General features: G+C 61.1%; 16 protein-coding genes. 6 read left to right on the top strand and 10 right to left on the bottom strand.

All coding sequences use genetic code 11. The features are described 5' to 3' along the window. Positions 1-96: 96 nt before the first annotated feature. A complete protein-coding gene (locus tag M2401_RS23590; protein WP_259106359.1) occupies positions 97-660 on the bottom strand; it encodes a TetR/AcrR family transcriptional regulator in 564 nt (187 codons plus the stop codon). 161 nt (positions 661-821) lie between these two features. Here M2401_RS23590 and M2401_RS23585 point away from each other — a divergent pair, with 161 nt between their 5' ends. Next, entirely contained in the window at positions 822-1454 is a 633-nt protein-coding gene (locus M2401_RS23585) for a glutathione S-transferase (protein ID WP_259106357.1), read from the top strand. A gap of 126 nt (positions 1455-1580) precedes the next feature. On the opposite strand, the gene M2401_RS23580 is transcribed toward M2401_RS23585, so the two are convergent. Then, on the bottom strand, positions 1581-1802 hold the full coding sequence (locus M2401_RS23580; RefSeq protein WP_259106355.1) for a DUF6124 family protein: 222 nt from the start codon (positions 1800-1802) through the stop codon (positions 1581-1583). 449 nt (positions 1803-2251) lie between these two features. Here M2401_RS23580 and M2401_RS23575 point away from each other — a divergent pair, with 449 nt between their 5' ends. Continuing rightward, complete coding sequence (locus M2401_RS23575) at positions 2252-2419, top strand: hypothetical protein (RefSeq protein ID WP_259106344.1); 168 nt, start codon at positions 2252-2254, stop codon at positions 2417-2419. Between the two features lie 3 nt (positions 2420-2422). On the opposite strand, the gene M2401_RS23570 is transcribed toward M2401_RS23575, so the two are convergent. From M2401_RS23570 to M2401_RS23550, 5 genes are all read right to left on the bottom strand, one after another. Further along, on the bottom strand, positions 2423-2944 hold the full coding sequence (locus tag M2401_RS23570) for an MgtC/SapB family protein (protein WP_259106343.1): 522 nt from the start codon (positions 2942-2944) through the stop codon (positions 2423-2425). 223 nt (positions 2945-3167) lie between these two features. Next, the gene (locus M2401_RS23565; protein WP_259106341.1) at positions 3168-4760 is read right to left on the bottom strand and encodes a lactate dehydrogenase; all 1593 of its coding nucleotides are present in this window, start codon (positions 4758-4760) and stop codon (positions 3168-3170) included. Positions 4761-5096: 336 nt separating this feature from the next. After that, a complete protein-coding gene (locus M2401_RS23560; RefSeq protein ID WP_259106339.1) occupies positions 5097-6314 on the bottom strand; it encodes a cytochrome c in 1218 nt (405 codons plus the stop codon). A 10-nt stretch (positions 6315-6324) separates the two neighbouring features. Further along, positions 6325-8514 carry a molybdopterin cofactor-binding domain-containing protein gene (locus M2401_RS23555; protein ID WP_259106329.1) on the bottom strand — a complete coding sequence of 730 codons (2190 nt, stop codon included), beginning with the start codon at positions 8512-8514 and terminating at the stop codon, positions 6325-6327. Positions 8515-8524: 10 nt separating this feature from the next. Next, positions 8525-8977, bottom strand: a complete 453-nt coding sequence (locus M2401_RS23550; RefSeq protein ID WP_259106327.1) for a (2Fe-2S)-binding protein — start codon at positions 8975-8977, stop codon at positions 8525-8527. 595 nt (positions 8978-9572) lie between these two features. Between M2401_RS23550 and M2401_RS23545 the strand changes: the two genes are divergently transcribed. The 4 genes from M2401_RS23545 to M2401_RS23530 all read left to right on the top strand — a co-directional run bounded on the left by M2401_RS23545 (position 9573) and on the right by M2401_RS23530 (position 14003). Continuing rightward, on the top strand, positions 9573-10424 hold the full coding sequence (locus M2401_RS23545) for a sugar phosphate isomerase/epimerase (RefSeq protein WP_259106325.1): 852 nt from the start codon (positions 9573-9575) through the stop codon (positions 10422-10424). A 13-nt stretch (positions 10425-10437) separates the two neighbouring features. Beyond that, positions 10438-11502, top strand: a complete 1065-nt coding sequence (locus M2401_RS23540) for an isopenicillin N synthase family oxygenase (protein ID WP_259106323.1) — start codon at positions 10438-10440, stop codon at positions 11500-11502. Between the two features lie 78 nt (positions 11503-11580). Further along, positions 11581-12384 carry an ABC transporter substrate-binding protein gene (locus M2401_RS23535; protein WP_259106320.1) on the top strand — a complete coding sequence of 268 codons (804 nt, stop codon included), beginning with the start codon at positions 11581-11583 and terminating at the stop codon, positions 12382-12384. A 56-nt stretch (positions 12385-12440) separates the two neighbouring features. Beyond that, positions 12441-14003, top strand: a complete 1563-nt coding sequence (locus tag M2401_RS23530) for an amino acid ABC transporter permease/ATP-binding protein (RefSeq protein WP_259106318.1) — start codon at positions 12441-12443, stop codon at positions 14001-14003. Positions 14004-14126: 123 nt separating this feature from the next. On the opposite strand, the gene recD is transcribed toward M2401_RS23530, so the two are convergent. From recD to recC, 3 genes are read right to left on the bottom strand one after another with little or no spacing between them, the layout of a single operon-like run. Next, the gene (gene recD, locus M2401_RS23525) at positions 14127-16223 is read right to left on the bottom strand and encodes an exodeoxyribonuclease V subunit alpha (RefSeq protein WP_259106317.1); all 2097 of its coding nucleotides are present in this window, start codon (positions 16221-16223) and stop codon (positions 14127-14129) included. Beyond that, positions 16220-19912: an exodeoxyribonuclease V subunit beta gene (recB, locus tag M2401_RS23520; RefSeq protein ID WP_259106307.1), complete on the bottom strand. Its 3693-nt coding sequence runs from the start codon at positions 19910-19912 to the stop codon at positions 16220-16222. The genes recD and recB overlap by 4 nt, the downstream gene beginning before the upstream one ends. Next, complete coding sequence (recC, locus tag M2401_RS23515) at positions 19909-23382, bottom strand: exodeoxyribonuclease V subunit gamma (protein ID WP_259106305.1); 3474 nt, start codon at positions 23380-23382, stop codon at positions 19909-19911. The genes recB and recC overlap by 4 nt, the downstream gene beginning before the upstream one ends. Between the last annotated feature and the right edge of the window lie 212 nt (positions 23383-23594).

Raw genomic sequence — 23594 nt, 5'->3', positions numbered from 1 at the left:
CCTCCAGGCTCAAAGAAAAAGTACGCCTGGAGTTATATATTTTCAAACCCCGGAGGAAATTGCATTCCAATTCAGTCCGTCGCCACGCCAGTACACCTACTCCGGCAATAACCCCGCCTCGCGATAGCTGTCGATCAATTCGTCATACAGCGCGATGTCCGCGCGGCTGCGGGCCATGAGTTGTGCGCCGGCCACGGCGGCGTAGATGGCGCGGGCGCGTTTTTCGCTGTTGGCGGCGGGCAAGGCGTTGGCGGCGAGGAGGACTTTGCTCAGCCAGGCGACGTTGATATCGGCGAAGGTCTGTACTTCGGTTTTGACTTCGTCCGGCAGGTCGTCGAATTCGGCGCCGAGGAAGCTGCCCAGGCACAGGCGGTTGTCGTTGGCCAATGAGTTGCGGAACAGGCCAGAGTATTCGCGCAGGGCGTGCAAGGGCTCGGCGGACTCGGCCAGCAGGGCTTCCATGTTGGCTGAAGTGTCTTCCCAGTAACGCCGGGCAACCGCTGCGCCCAACTCGGCCTTGCTGCGGAAGTGGTAGTAGATGCTCGCGCTCTTGATCCCGACTTCTTCGCCCAGATCACGGAAATTCAGCCCGCTGTAGCCATGGGCCTGGGCCGCGCATTTGGCGGCCATCAGTATGGCTTCCCGATAATTCGAACTCACTGTCTTGCCTCCCGCCCCTCTGCAATGGCTGGGCATATTAAGCGACAGCGGGGCTTGACCGATAAAAAATTAACGCCTATCGTTTTACCTGTCAACTGGCAGACAGGCAGATTTGTTACGCCTCTCGCCTTTCCCCTGATCCCTTGCAAAGGCTTTGTTCAATGAAGATTTATGACTGGCACACCGGCCCTTATCCGGCACGCGTACGTATCGCCCTGGCTGAAAAGAACCTGCAGGCGCAGGTGAGTTTTGTCTCGGTGGACCTGTGGAAAGGCGAGCACAAGAAGCCCGAGTTCCTGGCCCTGAACTACTCCGGCACCCTGCCGGTGCTGGAGCTCGATGACGGCACTCTGATTGCCGAATGCACCGCGATCACCCAGTACCTCGATCACCTGCAAGGCACGCCGACCCTCACCGGCAGCACGCCGCGCGAGCAGGGTGTGATCCATATGATGAGCAAGCGCGCTGAATTGGAATTGCTCGATGCCATCAGTACTTACTTCCACCACGGTACGCCGGGGCTTGGCCCTGAGGTGGAGCTGTATCAGAACGCCGAGTGGGGCTTTCGCCAGCGCGACAAGGCGGTGCGAGGCATGCATTACTTTGATGGTGTGCTGAGAAAGCAGGCGTTTATCGCCGGGGACACATTCTCGATGGCCGATATTACGGTGATTGGCGGTTTGATCTTTGCCGGGTTGGTGGATCTGCAAGTGCCGCCAGAATGCACCGCGCTGCTTGCCTGGCACGGGCGTATGCTCGAGCGCAGCAGTGTGCAGAATTGGCAGACGTTGTAATCGAGTTGAATGGATGAGCGTTTTGTGGGACCGGCTTTAGCCGGGAAGACCATTAGGCAGGCGATAGAAATGTATCGACCCTACCCATGCCTTCCCGGCTAAAGCCGGTCCCACATTAAACAAGGGTCACGTCGCTCGCTGTGCCTGCAGCTGCTCAATCTGATGATTGGCCAAGGCCTTAGCCATATCGATCAGGTACATCGCCGCAAAAGGCAGGTCGCGCTTGGTGCCATTGAGCTGATCGCCGGATTCGTAGACGACCGCTGCGGCGCAACGCAGGATCTCGAATATGCGGATCAGGGTTTCTTCGGGGGTGTGGGGTGGATCGGGGATCAATTTGTCTAGCATGTGATAACTCCAAAAACGCCTCTTTATCGTTCTCACACGATGAAGAGGTGACGGCTGTTAACGGGGTGAGAAGCCGAGCCACATGCAAACCCGGTCAGACCGAAGTCTGCCCGTAACAGCCGTCATAGAGCATCTACCGAAAACAGCTCGGTAAAAAATCTGGACGCCTTGCTAACACATGAACTCAGGTTCTCACACCCGACCACCGAACCTTTCAGTGGCGGGACGCAGGCTAGACCCTGAAATTCGCAGAAACAAGGGGCCGGAATTGTTAAGGAAATTTCCCTCAAAAGAAAGGGAGCGGTCCTGCACATTCGTCACTTTTGATGAGACAAAACCAGGCCATACGCCATCATATAGGCCGCCCGAGCATCGCTTTGAATCATTGCGCCCACCCTGCGGTCGAAACGTTTCAAGCGTCGAAAACCCATGACTGGAAGGTGAAACCGATGAGCATTCCGATCCCGGCAGAAACCCCTGATCCCAATATCGACAAGCCTGTATTACCCGTACCGCCAGCTGAAGATCCACCCACTACGATGCCACCGGTGATTCCCAAAGGTGACCCGCCGAGTGAAGAGCCGCCCGCCACGCTTGAGGATGAGTTCTTCGAGTAAGGGTCAGGGCTGCTCTTGATCCTGGGGCTTTTTCTTGATCGGGACGATGCGTTCGACGAGCGACGGCATCAGGCTGAGGATGCCCAGGGCCAGCAAGGTACTGAGGACCGCCGTGGCTTCACGGCCCATGCCTGCGGCGGTGCCGATGGCGGCGGTCATCCACAGGCCGGCGGCGGTGGTCAGGCCTTTGACGTGACTGGTGTCGTGGCCGTTGCCCTTGAGAATGGTCCCGGCGCCGAGAAAGCCGATACCGGCGACGATTCCCTGCACGACCCGGCTCAGCGCCTGGGCGTCGGAGCCGGCCATGCTCGGCACCAGCACAAACAACGCCGCGCCCATGGCCACCAGCATGTGGGTACGCATGCCGGCGGCCTTGCCCTGATGCTCACGCTCGAACCCCAGCACCCCGCCCAATACGGCGGCGATGACCAGGCGCACGGTAATGCGGGTCAGTTCCGAGGCGTCGGTGAGATCAGAGAATTCTGCTTCGAGGGTGTCGACGACTTCTTGCCACCACGGGTTCATAGCGTGCCTGCTGAGGGAATATTCCTGTTACAGGAACAGACAGCGGTGTGGGGCGGGAGTGCTGTCGGGACTCACTGCGGCGCTGAAAATGCGCCATCGTGATCTGTTGGAGCGAGGCTTGCCCGCGAAAGCCTCAATGCGGTGTGTCTGATACACCGCATCGGCTGATTCGCGGGCAAGCCTCGCTCCAACGGGGCAGGCTGAGCTCGCTATAGGTGGTCGATCAGTTACGAATCAACGACGGATTGGGTTGCAGCAGGATCTTGCTGTGGAAGTCTTTCATGTCGTCCTGCAGCGTGGATTTGCCACTCATGCGTCGCGATTCGGTATCACGCTGCACGGCCGCCTGGATGAGGCTGAGCATGTTCTTGGACTTGCTCACTTCCTTGGGCGTGTAGATATCCGATTCCAGCTCGCCCAATACGTATTTGCGTGTGCGAGTGGTCTGGCTGGCGCTCTGGCTCAGGCTGGCTTCGACCAGCGAACCCTTGTCATAGGCCAGCTTGGTGGTGCTGCTCGCCTTGTCCTCGATCTCGGTGTAGTAGTAGTTCTGAGTCTTTTTATCGCTGGTCAGGTCCAGCGCTGAACCTGGGTAGAGGTTCTTGTGGAACGCCGCGCTCAGGTCTGATTGCTGATTCTGTTCCACCGAGCGGTTCTGCTGGCTATTGCCCTTGGTCACGGAGTTCTGCGACACGTTGTAGGTGAACTTGTCGATTTCGCTTGGCTGCATCGGGTTCGGACGGCTCGCCGCTTGCTCGATGGATGCGCTGAAGTCGGCAAGGCCCGTCAGCATGCCGTGATCAACATCGTTCAGGGTGATCGCATTGAGACGCTGGGGTGCGCCGCCGGCCGAAGTGACCGGGCTGTTATAGCCGTTGAGGTCAGTAAAGGCGCTTTTGAACATCGACATCAGGTTATCGTCGCCTTCGCCGCGTTTGCGCGCGTCCTCGAACTGGTCGAGGTAAGCACTCAAGGCCTTGGCCTGTTGCTCGGCGTTACCGAGGATAGCGGCGTTCTTGGTATCCACGGTCAGGGCAATGTTGCCATTTGGCCCGACCAGGCTCAGGGACTTGGACGCACTGTCGGCATGGAAGCTGAAAGTCTGCGTATGGTCTGCATCGAGCTTGAGCGTGGAGCTGAGGTCGATCGAGGCAAACATGTTCGGGTCGAGCTTGGCCAGATCGCCCAGCTTCAGGCTTGGCGGCACGGCGGTCAGGCCATCGATGGCGCCCTGGAATGAATCGGCCAGGTCGCCCAGGGCGTTCAGTTCTTCGGCGCTGAGTTTGCCGCCGGACACATCAGCAGATACTGCCAGGCCACGGCTGCCACCGGCCAGGCTCAGGGTCACGGTAGCCCCGCTGGCCATTTTCAGGGTCAGGGAGAAGGTGTTGGCAGACTTGCTGTGCAGGTCATTCTGCGCCGAGGTGATGGCATCGGTACTGGACGAATTGCTCGCCTTGAGCAGTGACTGCGTAATAGACGTGCTCTTGCCTTCCGCCAGTTGCTGCATCAGAGCTGCGCCCACGCCGCGGAAACGGGTGTTGGTCGAGGACGAGTCAAGGTTGCCCAACATGGCGTAAGTCACCTTGTTGTAGCCTTCACTTTCCTGCACGACGTTCACACTGCCGCCGGGCACGATGCCGCGCGAAGTGTAGGTTTCGGCATAACCAATTGAAGTGTTTTCGCCAAGCACGACGACCGACGCTGGCGTATCCGGCGTGGTGGAAGCCCCTGCATCACTTTGCACCGGAGGGGTCGTGCTGACGGGCATAAGCGTCGCCTGCAACGTTGAGTTCACTGCGGATATAGAAGTCATGGAGCTTCCTGGCTGGTTAGCGTCTTTGTATCGAGTTTGTATCTCCTTTGTGGGTTAGCGGCAGATGGGGGGAAAGCTTGAGAAAGTTGGATCCCATAATGACCGAAGGATGTTGCAAGATATTTCTTAAATACGGAGATGCGTGTGGGAGCGAATTAAGTGCGAACGAATTCATTCGCGAAGAGGGCATTACAGGCACAGAAACTCCATCGCCTGGAATGCCGCTTTCGCGAATGAATTCGCTCCCACAATTCGCTGCCCACCTTGTCCAGGGTTTACTGCAAAACATCGCAGCGTCGATGACAGGGCAGAGTCTGCTAAGGGTTTTATTTCAAATTAATGCAGCGCCCCCGCCCTGCTGCTCGTCACATCCTCCGGTTTGACCTGACCATTACTCTGACCAAAGCGCCGCAGCACGAAGGTGCTGACCGCCGCCATTTCCGCATCGCTGTAGCTGTGGGCGAAGTTGGGCATGCGCTGGTCGACGCGAACGGCGCCCGGCGTGTGGCCTTCCAACAGCGTGGCGACGAGGTTTTTGCCGGTCGGGTCGTTGACGGTTTTCAGCCCGGCCAGGCCCGCCACTGGCGACTGGTTGCCGCTGCCATCGAGGCGGTGGCAGGCCACGCAGTTGTCGTTGAACAACTTCATGCCCAGGCCTGCCTGCAGCGCAGCGTCGTTGACGTTGGCAGTCGGTCGCGGCACGCCGTCGGTCTGCGCCGGGGTGGACTTGAGGTAGACGGCAATGGCCTTGATATCGGCCGGATCGAGGAAACGCAGGCTGTGCTCGACCGCATCAGCCATCGGCCCGCCCGCCCCGCCATAGCCCGGCGCATAACCGGTGGACAGGTAGCTGATCAGCGCTTCCTGCGGCCAGGCACCGATACCGTGCTGGGCATCACCGCTGATGTTATAGGCGCGCCAGTTGCCGATCTCGGCACCGGCCAGGGCCTTGCCGCTGCTCAGGGCCTGGAACAGGTTGCGCGGGGTGTGGCATTCGCCGCAGTGGCCCGGCCCCTGAACCAGATAGGCGCCACGGTTCCATTCGGCAGTCTGCTTGCTGTCCGGCACAAAGCGCTCGTCGGAAGCGAAGATCAGGTTCCAGAAGGTCATGCCCCAACGCTGGTTGAACGGGAACGACAGGGTATTTTCCGGCGGCGCCTGCTTCACAGGTTCCAGGCTGAACAGATAGGCCTTGATCGCCAACAGCTCATCACGGGACATCAGCGTATAGGAGGTGTACGGGAAGGCCGGATAGTAATGCTTGCCGTCCTTGCCCACGCCTTTTTGCAGGGCGCTGACGAAGTCGTCATCGCTCCAGTTGCCGATGCCGGTTTCTTTGTCCGGGGTGATGTTGGGCGAGTACAGGCTGCCAAACGGCAGCTTGAATTCCAGGCCACCGGCATAGGGCTTGCCGCCGGGGATGACGTGGCAGGCCAGGCAGTCGGCGGCGCGGGTCAGGTATTCGCCCTTGCTGACCAGCGTCGGGTCGGCAGCCTGGGATGTCAGGACAAACGCGCCTGCCAGCAGGCCGAGCGCATGCTTGAATAATTTCATGGTGCGCTCCTTAAACAGTGAAATAGCCGAAACGGCTCAGGGGCAGACGACGCTCGCGAACGCCGGTTGCGGCATGCACGGCGTTGACCAAAGCGGCCGCTGCGGGCACCGCACCGGTTTCGCCGACACCGCCAGGGCTTTCCAGGCTTGGCATCAGGTGCACCTCCACCGGCGGCGCGTCGCTCATGCGGATCTGCCGATAGGTGTGGAAGTTGGTCTGCTGCACCTGGCCTTTTTCGACCAGGACTTCGTTGAACAGCGCGGCCGACAGGCCGAACAAAGTGCCGCCTTCCATCTGCGACAGCACCGAGGTCGGGTTGTTGACGAAGCCGCAATCGACCACGGTGATCAGGCGCTTGATATGCAGGCCCTTGTCGCCCTGCTTTTCAATCTCGACCACGGTGGCGACGAAGCTGCCGAACACTGCCGAAACCGCAACGCCACGGCCGCTACCTGCAGGCAGCGGGGTCTTCCAGTCGGCCAGTTCAGCGGCCTTTTTTAGCACGGCTTGGGCGCGGGGTTGCGACTGCATCAGGCTCAGGCGGTATTCCACCGGATCGGCCTTGGCGTTATGGGCCAGTTCGTCGATAAAGCTTTCCACGGCGTAAGTGCTGCGCAGCGGCCCCACACCGCGCCACCAGGACACGGCAATTGCTTCCGGGTCTTGGCGGATGTAGCGCACCTGCAGGTGCGGCAAGGTGTAGATCGGGTCGATGGCCACTTCCACGGCATCGCCGTCCACGCCATTGGGTGGCAGCGCCCCCAGATAGGCGGCCACTACCGAGGCACCGGCAATGCGGTGCTCCCAGCCGACCGGACGCAGGTCCTTGTCCAGCGCTGCGTTGAGGCGGTCGACGTAGTGCGGGCGATAGAGGTCGTGGGTCATGTCCTCTTCGCGGCTCCAGATCAGCTTGATCGGGTAGCTGACCTGACGGGCGATATCCACGGCCTGAAAGATAAAGTCCGACTCCAGACGGCGACCGAAGCCGCCGCCGATGAGCTGGTTGTGGATCACGACTTTTTCCACCGGCATGCCGCAGACCTTGGCCGCGCCCATCTGGGCGAAACCCGGCGCCTGGCAACCGACCCAAAGCTCGCAAGCGTCGGGCCGCACATGGGCCACGCAGGTCATGGGCTCAAGCGGCGAGTGGGACAGGAAAGGTTGTTCGTAGACCGCTTCGAAATGGCTCGGCGCGCTTTTCAGGGCACCGGCGATATCACCGGCCTGCTTGGCGAACACGCCGTCTTTCGAGCTGGCGTCAAGCAGGGCCTTGTCCAGTTGCGCGGAGTCGGTGTTGGCGTGCGGCCCCAGATCCCATTCGATTTCCAGGGCCTTGAGCGCCTGCTGACAGGCCCAGAAGTTGGTCGCGGTAACGGCCACGGCATTGCTCAGGCGAATCACGTCACGCACGCCGGGCACTTTACGCGCGGCGTCATCTTTAACGCTGCGCAATGTACCGCCACGGACCGGGCAGGTCAGGGACGAGGCAATGAGCATGTCGGGGACTTGCAGGTCGATGGTGAACTTGGCGCTGCCATTGACCTTGTGCGGGGTGTCCAGGCGTTGCACGGGCTTGCCCAGCAACTTGAAGTCGGCGATGGCCTTGAGCGGGATATCCGTAGGCAACGGCAGTGCGGCGGCGGCGTCCACCAGTTCGCCGTAACCGGCGCTCTGGCCATTGGGGCCGATGATCCGGCCATTTTCGGCGTGGCACTGGCTCGGCGCGACGTTCCAGCGCAGGGCGGCAGCCTGAGTCAGCACAATGCGCGCCCCGGCACCGGCCTTGCGCAGCGGCTCCCAGGTGTAGCGCGTCGAAGATGAACCACCGGTGGCCTGGAATTGCAGCAGGGTGTCGGTGTACAGCGCCGCATTGGGCGGAGCTTCGGCAATGGTTACCTGGCTCAGGGGCACTTCGAGTTCTTCGGCGACCATCATGGCAATGCCGGTCTGCACGCCCTGGCCCATTTCGATCTTCGGCGAAATCACGGTGACCTGGCCGGCATGGTCGATGCGCACGAAGGCGCCGTAGCCCTTCTCGGCGGCATCACCCAGGCGCGCGCCTTGAATGGCGTCAGCGGCAAAACCACGGGACATTAATGGCGGCAGCCAGGTACTGACCACCAGGCCACCCAACAATGCGCCACCCTTGAGCAGCCCGCGACGCGAAACCATCGCGGCGGTTTGTGTTGTATCGGACATGACGACTTCCTCAGGCCTGGCTGACGCTTTTGATGGCGGCGCGAACACGGGTATAGGTGGCACAGCGGCACAGGTTGCCCGACATGGCGTTGACGATCTGTTCGTCGTTGGCCTTCGGGTGTTCCTGCAGCAGCGCCACCGCTGACATGATCTGGCCCGACTGGCAGTAACCGCACTGCACCACTTCGTGCTCCAGCCAGGCCTTCTGCACAGCCTGACCGATCGGCTGCTCGCCGATGGCTTCGATGGTGGTGACTTTGCGCCCCGCCACGGCGCTGACCGGCAACACGCAAGAGCGCACGGCATGGCCGTCCAGGTGCACGGTACACACGCCGCACTGGGCGATGCCGCAGCCATATTTGGTGCCGGTCAGGCCCATTACATCGCGCAGGGCCCAGAGCAAAGGCATGTCATCGGGGACATCCAGCTCTTGCTCCTGGCCATTGATCGTCAGTTTTTGCATCGCAACCTCGGGCTTAAATCACGGTTCACGCGCACGGCTCGTCCGGGTCATGGCCCGGGAATGGCAGTGCGCGAAGGCTTCGGTTTTTTTGCTGCATCCCGGTAGAACATGGCTGCCGGGTTTATAGGGATGATGCGGTGTAGAGCTATTGCATAGCTTTTAGGCGTATTCGTTATATAGAAGCAAATACAGCGATTACAGTTGGTCATCCTGTTGGAGCGAGGCTTGCCCGCGAAGGCCTCATTACGGTTTGCCTGGAAATGCACGCCGTCTGATTCGCGGGCAAGCCCGGCTCCAACGACACTGGACTCGCTCATAGATGACTAGTCTACTTAATTACACAGAAATAGTTAGTAACCTTTAGGATAGGTTGACTGGGATCCACATAGTTTAGAAATCTCTGAACTATGGATTTAAGCTTTCCTATTCTTCCCGCTCGTCGGGCGCCAATAAGATCAGCCCCCATAACGAGTCGTTCCATCGAGATGCGACCAGCGCCTGTCTTGCAAATGGTTACTGCCCGTTGTCGCCTGCTCCTGACCTTTGGTCGAGGCGCAACTCGTTCAATCATTAGTGCAAGCTTTGGGGTCGCTCGATGAAACTGGAAATATTCCGCACGCTGTGGGGCTACACCGCCAGCAAGACCCAGGCTCTGGAAGAATTGCTTGCCGCCGGTTTCAGCGGCATGGAAGCCCGCCTGCCGCTGTCCGCCGTGGAGCGCGCCGAGTTCGCGGCCTTTTTACGCAGCAATCAGGTCGGCTATATCGCCACCGTTTTCACCGCCTACGACGTATTGCCTGAACAGTCGGCCACTGTCGCCGAGCACCTCACCGACCTGGACAAAAAGCTTGGCTGGGCCGGCGAAATGGACCCGCGCTTCGTCAATCTTCTGGCCGGCAATGATCGCTGGTCACTGGCCCAACAGGTCGAGTTCTTCGGCCAGGCCATGGAACTGGCGCGCAAGCACGGGCAGATGTGCACCTTCGAAAGCCATCGCGCGCGTTCACTGTTCAACCCGTGGGTCACGCTTGAGTTGATCCGGCAGTTGCCGGACATGCGCTTCACCAGTGATATCAGCCACTGGGTCGTCACTTGCGAGCGCCTGCTTAATGACCCGGAAGATGACCTCAGCGCCTTTGTCGAACGCGTCCATCACATTCAAGCCCGGGTCGGTTATGACCAGGGCCCGCAAGTGCCGCACCCTGGCGCGCCGGAATACGCCAAAGAGCTGGCCTTCCATCAACAACACTGGGAAGCCATCTGGCGCTCGCAGCAGGCTCGCGGTTATCAGGTTACGACCCTGACTCCGGAATTCGGCGCCGACGGATACTTGCATCACCTACCCTTCACCAATGTCCCGGTGGCCGATCTGTGGTCGCTGAATGTGTGGATGGGTCAGACCGAGCGCGAACACTTTCAACGCTTCACTCATTCCTCCAGCCGATAAGGAGCGTTTCGTCATGTCCGAACCTTCAGCCGCCGCCGTTTCGGCGACCGCCAATTTCAACAGCATCCCGGTGGTGGATATCGCCGGGCTGTTCAGTGCCGATATCGCACAGCGCAAGCTCGTGGCCGAAGACCTCGGCGCCGCAGCACGCGCCGTGGGCTTTCTGTACATCAAGAACCACGGCATCGAGCAAGGCCTGATCGACGGCCTGCGCCAGGCCGCCAAGGACCTGTTCGCTCAGTCCCTGGAATACAAGATGCAGCACTACATCGGCACTTCGCGCAGCCACAAGGGCTTCGTGCCGGAAGGCGAAGAGGTGTATGCCAAGGGCAAGCCGGATCATAAGGAAGCCTTCGATATCGGCTTCGAAGTGGGTGACGAAGACCCGCTGGTGATCGCCAAGACCCCGCTGATCGGCGCCAACGAGTGGCCGGACCTGCCCGGCTTCCGTCCGGCAGTGGAAGCTTATTACGCAGCGATCTTCGCCCTCGGCCGCCGCCTGTTCGACGGCTTCGCCCTGGCCCTGGGCCTGGAAGAAGGCTACTTCGATGCCATGGTCACCCGCCCGCCTTCCAAGCTGCGCCTGATCCACTACCCGTTCGACGGCGCCGCCCAGGACGCGCCCGGTATTGGTGCACACACCGATTACGAGTGCTTCACCATCCTGCTCGCCGACAAGCCGGGCCTGGAAGTGATGAACGATCAGGGCCAGTGGATCGACGCGCCGCCGGTGGAAGGCGCCTTCGTGGTGAATATCGGCGACATGCTCGAAGTGATGACCGCTGGTACGTTCGTTGCAACCGCTCACCGCGTGCGCACCGTCAGCGAGGAGCGTTATTCCTTCCCGTTGTTTTACGCCTGTGACTTCCACACCCAGATCAAACCGCTGCCGCAATTCGCTCAGGACGGCAAGGATTACGAGGAGATCACCATCGGCGAACACATGTTCGGCCAGGCCTTGCAGACCTATCAGTACCTGCGCAAGAAAGTGGCGAGCGGCGAACTCAAGCTCTACGAAAAGGCCCGCAAGCCGTCGAGTTTCGGTCACCTGAAAAACCAGGCGGCAGACCCGGCCTGAGGCCTGCTGAACAGAATAGAAATACCGCTTTGCCAACCAAAACCGTGCTTAACCTTTCCTGATCCGGAGTCACCGACGATGCGCAACAACCAGAACACTGCTGTCCGCTTGACCCTGCTTGCCGCCGCCGTGCTCGGTGCCAACCTGGCCCATGCGGCCGCGACCGTAAGCCCGGGTGTTTTCAAGGTAGGGATGGAAATCACCTATCCGCCGTTCGAGTCCTATGACGAGAAGAAAAACGTGGTCGGCGCCGACCCGGATCTGTCCCGTCTGCTGGCCAAGCACATGGGCCTGAAGACCGAATTTACCGATACCAAGTTCTCGACTCTGATCACCAGCCTGGACTCCGGCCACTACGACGCGATCATCTCCGGCATGTACGTGACCGATGAACGCAAACTGAAAGCCGATGCCATTCCTTACGCCAAGACCGGCGCGGCGATCATGGTGCTCAAGGGCAGCCCCCTGAGCCCGAAAGTGCCGGAAGACCTCTGCGGCCTGAAAGTCGGCCTGGAAAAGGGCACCACCTGGGTCGCCCAGTTCAACAAGCTGTCCACTGACTACTGCGTGCCGAACAGCAAGGGCGCCATCACCGTCAGCGAGTTCCCGTCCGCGCCGGAAGTGACTCAGGCGCTGCTGTCGGGCAACGTCCAGGCCCAAGTGGAAATCGACGGCGCTGCCGGTTTGATCGCCGAGCGCACCAAGGGCCGTGTCGTGGTCAGCACCGAGCACTCGATCTATCAGCAGACCTTGGGTATCTACGTGAAGAAGGGCAACACCGAGCTGCATGACGCGCTGCTCAAGGCCTTCGAAGAAACCAAGAAGTCCGGCGAATATGCAGCCCTGCTGAAGAAATACAATCTCGAAGAACCAAGCAACTGATTCTTCTCTCTGTTTGACCTGTCGGCCTCCCACGGGGCCGACAGCTTGAGGTGCCCATGGAATTCGATTGGCCTTACTTTTTTTCCCTGTTCTCGATTTCGGATTTCTGGGAGTCCTGCATCACCGTGATCGAACTCAGCGCGCTGGGTTGGTTCATTGGTATGTTACTGGGCTTTCTGCTGGCGTCGGCGAAGTTGTCGAGCGCCCGCTGGTTGAGCATTCCGGCGTCGATTTATATCTGGTTCTTCCGTAGCGTGCCGCTGCTGGTGCTGGTGGTATTCGTCTACAACCTGCCACAGATGTTTCCCTTTACCCGTGAAGTGCTGTCCAACCCGTTCTACTCCGGCCTGCTGGCACTGGTGGTGACGGAAGCGGCCTATATGGCGGAGATTCATCGTGGCGGTCTGATTTCCGTGGCCAAGGGCCAGAAGGAAGCGGGCCGCGCCCTGGGTATCGGCGTGATCGGCCTGCAACGCTTGATCGTGATCCCACAGGCATTCCGCATCTCCCTGCCGACCCTGATCAACGAATACATCACGGTGGTCAAGCTGACCTCCCTGGTCTCGGTGATTTCTCTGACCGAGCTGCTGACCGTCGGCCAGCGCCTGTATGCGACCAACTTCCTGGTGATGGAAACCCTGTCGGCGGTGGCGGTGTACTACGTGCTGATCGTCACCGTGTTCGGCTGGCTTTTCCAGCGCCTGGAGCAGCATCTGGAGCTGAACAACCGCAAGCCGCAAACCCTGGAACACAGCGACGTGGAAAGCCTGCGCGCACGCCTGGGCAAGGTTGCCCTGCGCAACGAAACGCCGGTCAACAGTGGCGCAACTCCCGCGCTGCAACTCAAGAATATTCACAAGAGCTACGGCCATCATCAGGTGCTCAAGGGCATCGACCTGGACGTCAACAGTGGTCAGGTGATCTCTATCATTGGCCCGTCGGGCTCGGGCAAGACTTCGCTGATTCGCACGGTCAATGGCCTGGAAAGCATCGACAAGGGCGAGATCATCCTGTTCGGTGAAAGCTTTATTCATGCTGGCGACAAACCGAATAACCCGCAGATCCGCCGGGGTGTGCAGCGCATCGGCATGGTGTTCCAGAACTTCAACCTGTTCCCGCACCGCACCATCCTCGACAACGTGACGATGGCACCGGTCTACCACGGCCGCGACGAAGCCATCAGCGAAGAACGGGCCTATGCCTTGCTGGATAAGGTCGGCTTGCTTGCTCACGCGCTGAAGTATCCGCATCAGCTGTCCGGCGGCCAGCAACAACGGGTAGCCATTGCCCGCGCACTGGCGATGGACCCGCAGATCATGCTGTTCGACGAACCCACTTCGGCGCTGGACCCGGAGTTGGTCTCCGAGGTGCTCAAAGTCATCAGCGACCTGGCCAAGGAAGGTATGACCATGCTCATCGTCACCCACGAAATGGACTTCGCCATGTCCATCTCCGACCGGGTGATTTTCATGGAAGACGGCGTGGTGCAAGCCGACGCAGGGCCGCAGACCATTCGCGCAGGCAAGGCCGGTGAGCGGGTGTTGCAGTTCATGGGCCTGGAGCGGGCGGCAGCGATGGAGTTCGATAGCGCTGCGGGATTGATGGAGCAGATGGGCTAAAGCGCCGCAACACCGTTAGAGCGAGGCTTGCCCGCGAAAGATGCGACGCGGTTTGCCTGGTATTGCGCGTCGCCAGATTCGCGGGCAAGCCTCGCTCCAACGAGTTGTGCAGGGAATAGGGTGTCAGGCCTTGGACAACCCCAACATTAACCCGCTCAAGCGTTTGACCTTGCGCTGCAGCGCTTCTTCGAACACGCCCTGGCGCGGTTCGATCAGGCTGAACCAGTGCTTGGCACGGGTAATACCGGTGTAGATCAACTCCTTGGTCAGTACCGGGTTCAGCGCCTCCGGCAAAATCAGCGCGGTATGGGCGAATTCCGAGCCCTGGGATTTGTGCACGGTCATGGCGTACACGGTTTCCACATCATTGAGCCGACTCGGCAAAACGAAACGCACCCCGCCGCTGCCGTCGTTGCGCGGGAAGGCCACGCGCAGCACCTGTTTGCCGGTCTTGGCATAGTCGAGTTCCGGCAGGCTGAGGGTGATGCCAATATCGCCATTCATCAGGCCCAGGCCGTAGTCGTTGCGGGTCATCAGCACCGGGCGGCCCTCGTACCAAGGCTGATCGCTATTGATCAGCCCGGCCTGATCCAACGCCGCAGTGATCCGCAGATTCAGCCCTTCCACGCCCCAGGCGCCCTTACGCACGGCACAGAGCAACTGGAAGGCATCGAAAGCTTCCAGCACCTTGCGCCCCCACTGGCTCCAGCACGGATTTTCCAACGGTGCACTGGCTTGTGGACGCTCCTGCGCCAATACGCTCAGGTAATAGCGATAGCCTTGCGGGCCGCCGCTGCCATGGCCGTCGAGCAGCAGATGCTCCAGCGCCTTGTCCTGCTCGCCCTTGAGCGCCAGGGCAAACAGGTCGTCATGACTGCGCGCATTCAACAGCGCACGAGCCTGGCTATCCTGCTGGCTGTTGACCAGACGCGACAACTGGCCGATACCACTGCCCTCACCAAAACGTCGGGAATAACGCAGCATCACCACCTGTTGCGCCAGCGGCTCGCGGGCCTGATCACCGGTCTGCAACTCACTCTGACTCAAGTCTTCGCCACTGACCGACTGCAACCAGGCCTGGGTCTGCGGGCTGTAGCGGCCGACTTCGGCGTCGCGACACAGATCACCCAATACTGCTCCGGCTTCCACCGAGGCCAACTGGTCCTTGTCACCCAGCAGTACCATGCGTGCGTGGGACGGCAAGGCGTCCTGCAGATTGGCCATCATTTCCAGGTCGATCATCGAGGCCTCGTCTACCACCAGTACGTCCAGCGGCAACGGATTGCCCGCGTGATGACGGAAATGCCGGGTGCCGGGACGACTGCCCAACAGACGATGCACGGTGGTCACTTCGCTGGGGATCTTCTGCCGCACCTCTTCGCTGACATCCAGGCTCAACACCTGCTGGCTGATGGACTCGGTCAGACGCGCAGCGGCCTTGCCGGTCGGAGCCGCCAGGCGGATGCGCAATGGGGTGCCGCTTTGCACCGCCGGCGCCTGTAACAGCGCCAACAGGCGCACCACGGTGGTGGTCTTGCCGGTGCCGGGGCCGCCGGTGATGATGCTGAATGCACCGCGGGTGGCGATGGCACAGGCCAGTTTCTGCCAGTCGATTTGCAGGTTGCTGCCGGCCTTGCCGAACAGGCTGTCGAGACGTTGTGCCAGATCCTTGGGGGCGGCTTCCTGTTGCGCCAGGCGCTGACGCAAGGCGGCATCGATGCGCCGCTCGTAGGTCCAGTAACGGCGCAGGTACAGGCGCTCGCCGGAGAGCACCAAGGGCTTGCTCATGCCTGCATCGCTGAAGTCATCGGCCTGGGCGACCAACAGACTAGCGGCCAACGCTCGGCACCAGGCATCGCCATCCAGTGCCACCAACAGTTGCGACGGCAGCAGCATCGGCGTGTTCTGCACATCGCCCTCGGGCGGCAGGGACAGGGCAAAGTCCGGCGCCTTGAGGGTTTCGTGCAGGTCCAGGCAGACATGGCCGTGACCCAGCTGGTGACTGGTCAGGGCCGCCGCCAGTAGCACCAAAGGATCGGCCTCGGCATCCAGCCCGCTGAGAAACCCGACAAAGGCCCGGTCCAAAGCCCGTAGCCAGCCGCGCTCGACCCAGCACTCCAGCAGCAACAGCAGGTCATCGACCCGGCTCAGGGGAGCCAGACCACTCAGGCTCTGATCACCCAAGGGCGTCGGCAGCAAATCGGCGAAGGAGCGGCTCATGCGGGTTCTCCGGCAAGCAGGTCAGGCTGGCCCTGGAACAGCAGGTCCAGGCGTTCGATCAGTTCGCGGGGCGGCCGGGTAAAGAACAGGCCCTGGCCGGGGGAGTCGATGCCGCGCAGGAACACATAGAGCGCGCCGCCCATGTGCCGGTCGTAGTCATAGTCGGCCAGACGCGCCTTGAGCTGGCGATGCAGGGCCAGCAGATAGAGCACGTATTGCAGGTCATAGCGGTTTTCCAGCATGGAATCGAGCATGGCCTGTTCGGTGTAGGCCTGGTTATCGAGGCCTAGCCAGTTGGATTTGTAATCGGCCACGTAATAGCGCCCTTGGTGCTCGAAGGTCAGGTCGATAAACCCCTTGAACATGCCATTGATCGATACGGTCTGGGTCGCGGCCCGTGGCGCGTTGTTATGGGTGTAGCGGCGCACCAGGGCATCCATCTGCGCCACGTCGACCTTGTGGCAGGCGAACCAGAACTCCATCTCGATACGGTACTGGTTGGGCTGATCCAGGCCTGCCAGGGCCACCGGCGCGACATCGGCGCCCAATGCCAACGGCATGTTGAGCAGGTGTTGCAGCCAGTCACGCAGGGTGGTGATCCAGCTGGTCCAGCCACGCCGGTTGCAGCGGCGGGCCACGGCGTCCTCGAGACGCTGCGGATCGGCAGCAACCTGGGCAAAGCCTTCTTCACCGGCCCATTCCAGCAGGCCATGAAGGAAGGTGCCGGGGTTGGAGCCACGGGGGAAGCGATGGATATCGCCGCCACTGGATGGCACCTCACGGGGTGCTTCGGGATCAAGGCGCTCGTCATCGAACAGCTTTTGCTGCTGTGGCGTATCCGGCGATTCATCGCTGCCGGCGACCAGGGTGTCACCGATGCGCAGGGCACTGTAGGAGGCGATCCACCAGTTTTCCGCGGCGCTGCGCCGGGGCAGGCGCGGTTTGCGCAGGGCTGCCAGATTGGCCGGCGGGCTGAAGCTGTCAGTGGTGACTTCGGGCACATCCCGCACCTCCAAGCCGTCGCAGCTTTCGGCCAGATCCCGCAGCCAGCTCGCCAGGGTACTGGCATCGGTCAATGGCAGGCCACCGCCGAGCAGGTAACCCAATGCCGAGCGGTGCAGCATCGAGCTGCTGGAGGTGCCGCGCTTGAGGTCAGCCACGCCGAGCCAGCAGGCGTGTTCGGAGCGAGTCAGGGCGACGTAGAGCAGGCGCAAATCTTCCGCCAAGCGTTCGTTGTCCGAGCGCTCGATCAGCTCCTCGGTAGGCTTGAGGCTGATCTGCGCATGGCCCTGTGCATCGTGGAAATGCAGGGGCAGCCGACTGCCGTCCACTGGCTTCGACGAACAAATAAAGGGCAGGAACACCAAGGGGTATTGCAGGCCCTTGGACTTGTGGATGGTCACCACCTTGACCAGTTGCTCGTCGCTTTCCAGACGCAGGATCTGCTCTTCCCCGGCCTGCCCGGACAAGGCCAGGTGCTCGCCCAGATGACGGATCAACGCCTGTTCGCCATCCAGCTCGGCGGCGGCCTGCTGCAGCAATTCGGACAGATGCAGCAGGTTGGTCAGCACTCGCTCGCCGTCATTGCGGGCGATCAGCGCCTGGGGTAATTCAAAATCGTGGAGCAGGCGGCGCAGCATCGGCAGCACGCCTTGGCTACGCCAGACATCTCGATATTTGCGGAACTGCATGACCCGCGCTTCCCAGGCCAATTCATCCTGATTGAGCCGTTCCAGCTCGGCCAGGGACAGGTTCAGGGTGATGCAGGCCAGCGCCGAACGCAGGCTGCGCTCGACATCCGGCTCGGCACAGGCACGCAGCCAGGCGAGCACATCATGGGCTTCCTGGGCGGCGAACACCGAGTCCTTGTCCGACAGATACACGCTGCGCACGCCACGGGCGGTCAGCTCGCCGCGTATGGCCTGAGCCTCCTTGCCGTCGCGCACGAGGATAGCGATATCGGCAGGCAGCACGCCGCGCAGGGCGCCGTCAGTCTTGGCAAAGCCGGTACGCCCCTGTTGGCCGCCATTGAGCAACCGGACGATCTCGCTGGCACAACTGGCCGCCAATTGCTGCCGATAACCCACACCGGACACCGGTTGATCGCTTGCCATCTGCCAGACGGTCAGTGCCGCCCCCGGTTCGCCGTCGATCTGCAGCACTTCCTTGCGGCCCTGGGACAGCGCTGGCAGGAAGGGCACCTGATTGTCCTCACCGTCGCGGAACAGAAAGGCGCCGCGGCCGATATCACGCTGTTCGGCGCGCAGGAACAGATGATTGACCGTAGCGACCATGGCATGGCTGGAACGGAAGTTGGTGTCCAGGTTATGCCAGCGCCCGGCAGTGGCGGTACGGGCACGCAGGTAGGTGTAGATATCGGCGCCGCGGAAGGCATAGATCGCCTGCTTGGGGTCGCCAATGAGGAACAGGCCCGTCTCGCGCTGATTTTCTTCCAGGCGATAGATGCGCTCGAAAATCCGGTACTGCACTGGGTCGGTGTCCTGGAACTCATCGATCAGGGCTACCGGAAACTGCTCGCGAATCAGGCTGGCCAGACGCTCGCCTCCATCGGCGCCAAGCGCGGCGTCGAGCCTGAGCAACATATCATCGAAACCCATTTCGGCACGACGGCGTTTCTCTTCCTCAAAACGCAGGCCTACCCAGTACGCGGCATGCTCGAGCACGGCAGCGTCGGGGGTGGGCAAGCGGTCGAGAGCGGCCTTGAGTTCGAGCATCGCGTCGAGAGCAGGATGGTCAGGCGCACTGCCCTTCCAGGCTTCGGCCATGCCCTCGGGGGTCAGGCGCGTGAAGCCGGTGCCGATATCCAGCACCTCTTGAGTGTCGTCGCTGGCCCAGTCAGTAATCTTGTCGAACCACGGTTTGAAGTAGCGCTCCTGCATCTTGCGCCCGTCGACGGCCTTGTTCGCCACACCGTCGAGGCAGATACGGTACAGCTGCGCAGACCACTCGAGCCAGGGAGCCTTGAGGGTTTTCAGGGCCTCGCGGCGCTCCTGCAAGGCCGCCAGAATCAGCTCGGCAGGCGCTTGCTGCGGCACCTTACGCTCACTGCCGAACAGCCCGCGAACCCGCGAGAGCAAGGCTGCCGGGCCGCCCCAGTTAGCGCGCACCCAGTCCAGGGCGTCGGCACTCATGGGGTAGCAAAAACGCCGCCAGTAGTCGCGCAGCACTTCACCGAGCAATTCGCTGTGATCGGTTTCCAGGCTCTGGGTAAACAGGCTGCCGCTGTCGAAGGCATGCTCGCGCAGCATGCGCTGGCACCAGCCGTGGATAGTCGAGACAGCCGCTTCGTCCATCCATTGCGCGGCGATATCCAGGCGACTGGCGCAGGACGACCACTGCTCGGTGGCGTACTGATCACGCAAATCAGCGAGCAGGGCATCGGGGGCGGCGATCTCGTCGCGGAAGAACCGCGCCGCTTCGGCCAGACGCGTGCGAATGCGGTCGCGCAGTTCCTTGGTTGCAGCGTCGGTGAAGGTCACGACGAGAATCTGCGGCGGCAGCAACTCGCGGCCAAAGGCGGACTCACTGTCCCCATGGCCCAAGATCAGGCGCAAGTACAGGGCGGAAATGGTAAAGGTCTTGCCCGTACCAGCACTGGCCTCGATCAACTGGCTGCCGTGCAGGGGGAAGCGCAGGGCCAGGGGCAGGGACGAGTTAGCAAGAGTCATGCGCTGGCCTCCGCGCCGGACAGGGACTGCCAGGGCGCGTTGATAATCGGTCGATACAGGGTTTCGCACCAACCCTGGAATTCTTCGCTGTCGATCAACCCAGCGAAGTCCGGGAACTGCCGGGCCAGGGCAGTGCTTTCGCGGCGCTCGCCATCGCTGTTCACGCCGTCACCTTCATAGGCCTTGCAGGCCGCTGCTTCGGCCTTCGCCGGATCAGTCTGGCCGAGCCAGGCAAAGGCGGTCTTCACCGCCACCGGCAGCGGTTGGTCCATGCCCTTGAGCCAGGCCGTGAGCAGGTGCTCCAGAGTAGTCCGGGCATGTTCCAGAGGCAGCGCTTCGAGCAGTAGGGTTTCGTCACTGGCCACCAGCGCCGTGCTCAAGGGCAGGCCACAGGCGCAGGCCACCAGATGGGTCACCCAAGGGCGTACCAGGCGGTGCCATTTGCGAGTCTTCTTCGAGCCGATGGAATTGGGGATTACATGGATCAGCAGGTACTGGTTCTGTGCGTTCTGTCGCAGCCCGCCGAGCCAGCCATCCACCGTGACGCCCTGATGACTGAAGGTCATGGGCAGCGCGCTCTCCAACGCCTGCGGCCAGAGTTGCAGCAGCGCCTGATAGCGTTGCAGCAGCTCGGGCAGCGGCTCAATCAATTCCTGTTGCAGGCTGGTGCCGAAACCGGCCATGGGCAGCAGGCCACTGGCTTGCAGACGACGGGCCCGGGCTTGCAGGGCATCGTCGCTGCCTGCCGTTTCAACCAGGGCGGCGCTGAGCAGGCTTTCGCTCAGGCTGTAGCGCTCAAGCGCGTCGAGCACGAAGGGCTCTTCATCGGCCAGCGGGGCTTGCGCCACTTCAAAATAGATCTTCAGGCGCTGGCTGAAGAAGTGTTTGACCGGGTTGCGCAGGAAATCTTGCAACTGCATCAGGCTCAGGGGTTCGTCCTGCTCGTGTTTGGGCAGGCTAAGCAGTGATATCGGTTGTTCAAGTGGACCATGCAACACCTGCCATTCGCGGGCAAAGCTGAACAGTGCGGTGTTGCCTTCGTGGAAGTATTTGCCGCTGAAAGGTTGCAACGGATGATGCAGAGTCAGCGCCTCAAGCAGCCGCTGCCCGGCATCATCCGCCAGCTCGGCACCGGCCAGCTTCCAGCCGCTGGCCAGGTGATCGCGCAGTTGACCAATCAGTACCGATGCCGGGCGCTCGCTGTTGTCGCGAATGCTGTGGCCAACCCAACTGATGTAAAGCTGCTCACGGGCCGAGAGCAATGCTTCGAGCAGCAGATAACGGTCGTCTTCACGGCGCGAACGGTCACCGGGGCGGTAGTCGCCACCCATCAGGTCGAAGTCCAGTGGTGGTTGCGCACGCGGGTAATCACCGTCGTTCATACCCAGCAGGCAGACCAGCTTGAAGGGGATGGCGCGCATGGGCATCAGGGTGCAAAAGTTCACCGACCCGGCGAGAAAACGCTGGGACAGACGCCCCTGATCGAGCCCCGCCAGCCAGGCTTCGCGGACCACCGTGAGCGGTAGTTCATCAGTCAGACCGACGGCCTCGCAGGTCTGCATCCAGGTCTCGCGCAATTGCTCCAGCTGGCTGAGCAGATAGTCGTCGTGCTCGCTGTCGGCACGGAAAAACACTTGAATCAACGCTTGCAGACGCATCCCCCAGGCCTCGGGTGTCGCGATCTGGGAGAACTCGCGATGAGCGACTTCCAGGGCATCGATCAAGGCTACCAAAGGGCCGATCAGGGCCGCATCAAGGCCACCGATTTCGTCGTAGGGTTCTATACCTTCATAGGCCGCACCGGCACCTACCGCGTAACCGAGCAGCATGCGACGCAAGCCGAAATGCCAGCTGTTCTGTTCAAGGCCTTCAGGCAGGCCGAGCCCTGCACGTTGCCCGGCACTCAGGCCCCAACGCACACCAGCGCCTTCGATCCAACGGTGCAGCATTGGCAAGTCACGCTCCTGAATCTTGAAGCGCGCGCGCAGGGCCGGGACATCCAACAGGTCGAGGATCTCGCTGACAGGGAAACGGCTATCGGGGATCTTCAACAAATGCTCGACGGCGATCAGTAACGGATCACGCCCCCGCTGGCTCTGGTCCGACAGGGTGAAGGGAATAAAGCGGTTGTCATGACGATCAAGCTGACCGAACACGGCGCGTATATGCGGCGCGTAGCTATCGATATCCGGGACCATGACGATGATGTCCCGGGGCCGCAGACTCGGGTCCTTGCTGAAGCGGGCGAGCAACTGGTCGTGCAGCACCTCCACTTCACGCTGGGCGCTGTGGGCGACATGGAAACGGATAGAGCGGTCTTCCAGAGGCGCGACAGCAGGCCATAGCGAGCGTGTCTCATCCAAAGGGCGCAGCTCGAGAATATCGTCCTGCAACTGGCTGAGCAGCGTGGTCGGCTCACTCTCGCTGAACAGGTCGATACGCTCGTCCTTGAACCATGAACGGTAGCTGTTGGGCTCGTCGTGGGTGTCCAGCAGATTGATGTAATCACGACCCTGCTTGCCCCAGGCCGCAAGCAGCGGGTGAGCGTGCTGGTGCATGGCTTCGGCATCGAGTATCTGCGGCATGCCGCTCTTGCGGGTCTGGCGTTTGTACTGGTGGCGCAGCAGGTCCTTGTCGGCCACGATATCGGCCCAGTGATGGCGACAAGGGTTATGTACACAGAGAAGCACCTGGCTGAATTTTGCCAGGGCGGCCAGGGCTTCCAGCGCCTGGGCGGGCAATGAAGAAATGCCGAAGACAATCACTCGTGCAGGCAGGCCGTTTGGCGCGTCTGTGAGTTGGCTCATATGCTCGATAAAACGCTGGTGCACCCCGGCGCGGCTCTGGGCCATGCCTTGCTCACCGACATCCAGCAACAAGGCACGCCAGAGCTCGGCCTGCCAGATATTGGCAGGGGCCAGGGGTTTGATCTCACCACGAACGCTGCGCAATTGATGACGTCCGGCGGCCCAGTCTTCCAGCCAGTCGGCGCGATAGACCTGATATTGGTCGAACAGATCAGCCAGGCGTTCGGACAGTTGATAGCGTTTGCGCAGATCGGTGTCGGCGGTGAGGAAGCGTTGCAGCGGCTCAAAGTGTGGCTGGTCGATCAAAGCGGGGAGCAGGCGCATCAGGCGCCAGGTCAGCGGTGCTTTATCCAGCAGGGAGATTTCCGGGATTTCCTCGCGGCCCAGCACCTGCCGATACAGCTTCCACATGAAACTGCCGGGGAGCTGAACGTCGATGGCTGCTGCAATTCCGCAGCCACCCTGATCGTCCTGCAAGGTATCTTCGGCCAGGGCCAGTTTGAGCCATTGCGCGATGCCGTTGCTTTGTACCAGGGCAATCTCGTTTTCCAGCGGCTCCAAGGGATAACGTCGCATCCAGGACACAACCAGACTGCGCAGCTCATCCGGGCGGTTGCCATGCACCACCATGAAACCGGGGCTCAGAGAGGTTGTGACGGACATGGTTGCTTCCTTGGCTAATGATGCAAATATCTAAGCCCGAACCTTAAGGGCAACAGGGGATGATTGCCACCGACAATCTGTGTAGGAGCTGTCGCAGATCTGACAGCATTTTTCTCGGCGCAAAAACAAAACCCCATCTGCTTTCGCAAATGGGGTTTCGGAATTTAATCTTGACGATGACCTACTCTCACATGGGGAAACCCCACACTACC

It is taken from the genome of Pseudomonas sp. JUb42 (genome assembly GCF_024807945.1).
In the GTDB taxonomy this organism is placed as follows: Bacteria; Pseudomonadota; Gammaproteobacteria; order Pseudomonadales; family Pseudomonadaceae; genus Aquipseudomonas.
This window is presented reverse-complemented; position numbering and strand designations above follow the sequence as displayed.

Coding starts and splice junctions, on each gene's coding strand:
- M2401_RS23555 (WP_259106329.1), bottom strand. CDS start 8,514: ATGTCCGATACAACACAAACCGCCGCGATGGTTTCGCGTCGCGGGCTG.
- M2401_RS23540 (WP_259106323.1), top strand. CDS start 10,438: ATGTCCGAACCTTCAGCCGCCGCCGTTTCGGCGACCGCCAATTTCAAC.
- M2401_RS23535 (WP_259106320.1), top strand. CDS start 11,581: ATGCGCAACAACCAGAACACTGCTGTCCGCTTGACCCTGCTTGCCGCC.
- M2401_RS23570 (WP_259106343.1), bottom strand. CDS start 2,944: ATGAACCCGTGGTGGCAAGAAGTCGTCGACACCCTCGAAGCAGAATTC.
- M2401_RS23580 (WP_259106355.1), bottom strand. CDS start 1,802: ATGCTAGACAAATTGATCCCCGATCCACCCCACACCCCCGAAGAAACC.
- M2401_RS23545 (WP_259106325.1), top strand. CDS start 9,573: ATGAAACTGGAAATATTCCGCACGCTGTGGGGCTACACCGCCAGCAAG.
- recB (WP_259106307.1), bottom strand. CDS start 19,912: ATGACTCTTGCTAACTCGTCCCTGCCCCTGGCCCTGCGCTTCCCCCTG.
- M2401_RS23565 (WP_259106341.1), bottom strand. CDS start 4,760: ATGACTTCTATATCCGCAGTGAACTCAACGTTGCAGGCGACGCTTATG.
- M2401_RS23530 (WP_259106318.1), top strand. CDS start 12,441: ATGGAATTCGATTGGCCTTACTTTTTTTCCCTGTTCTCGATTTCGGAT.
- M2401_RS23560 (WP_259106339.1), bottom strand. CDS start 6,314: ATGAAATTATTCAAGCATGCGCTCGGCCTGCTGGCAGGCGCGTTTGTC.
- M2401_RS23575 (WP_259106344.1), top strand. CDS start 2,252: ATGAGCATTCCGATCCCGGCAGAAACCCCTGATCCCAATATCGACAAG.
- M2401_RS23585 (WP_259106357.1), top strand. CDS start 822: ATGAAGATTTATGACTGGCACACCGGCCCTTATCCGGCACGCGTACGT.
- recD (WP_259106317.1), bottom strand. CDS start 16,223: ATGAGCCGCTCCTTCGCCGATTTGCTGCCGACGCCCTTGGGTGATCAG.
- M2401_RS23550 (WP_259106327.1), bottom strand. CDS start 8,977: ATGCAAAAACTGACGATCAATGGCCAGGAGCAAGAGCTGGATGTCCCC.
- recC (WP_259106305.1), bottom strand. CDS start 23,382: ATGTCCGTCACAACCTCTCTGAGCCCCGGTTTCATGGTGGTGCATGGC.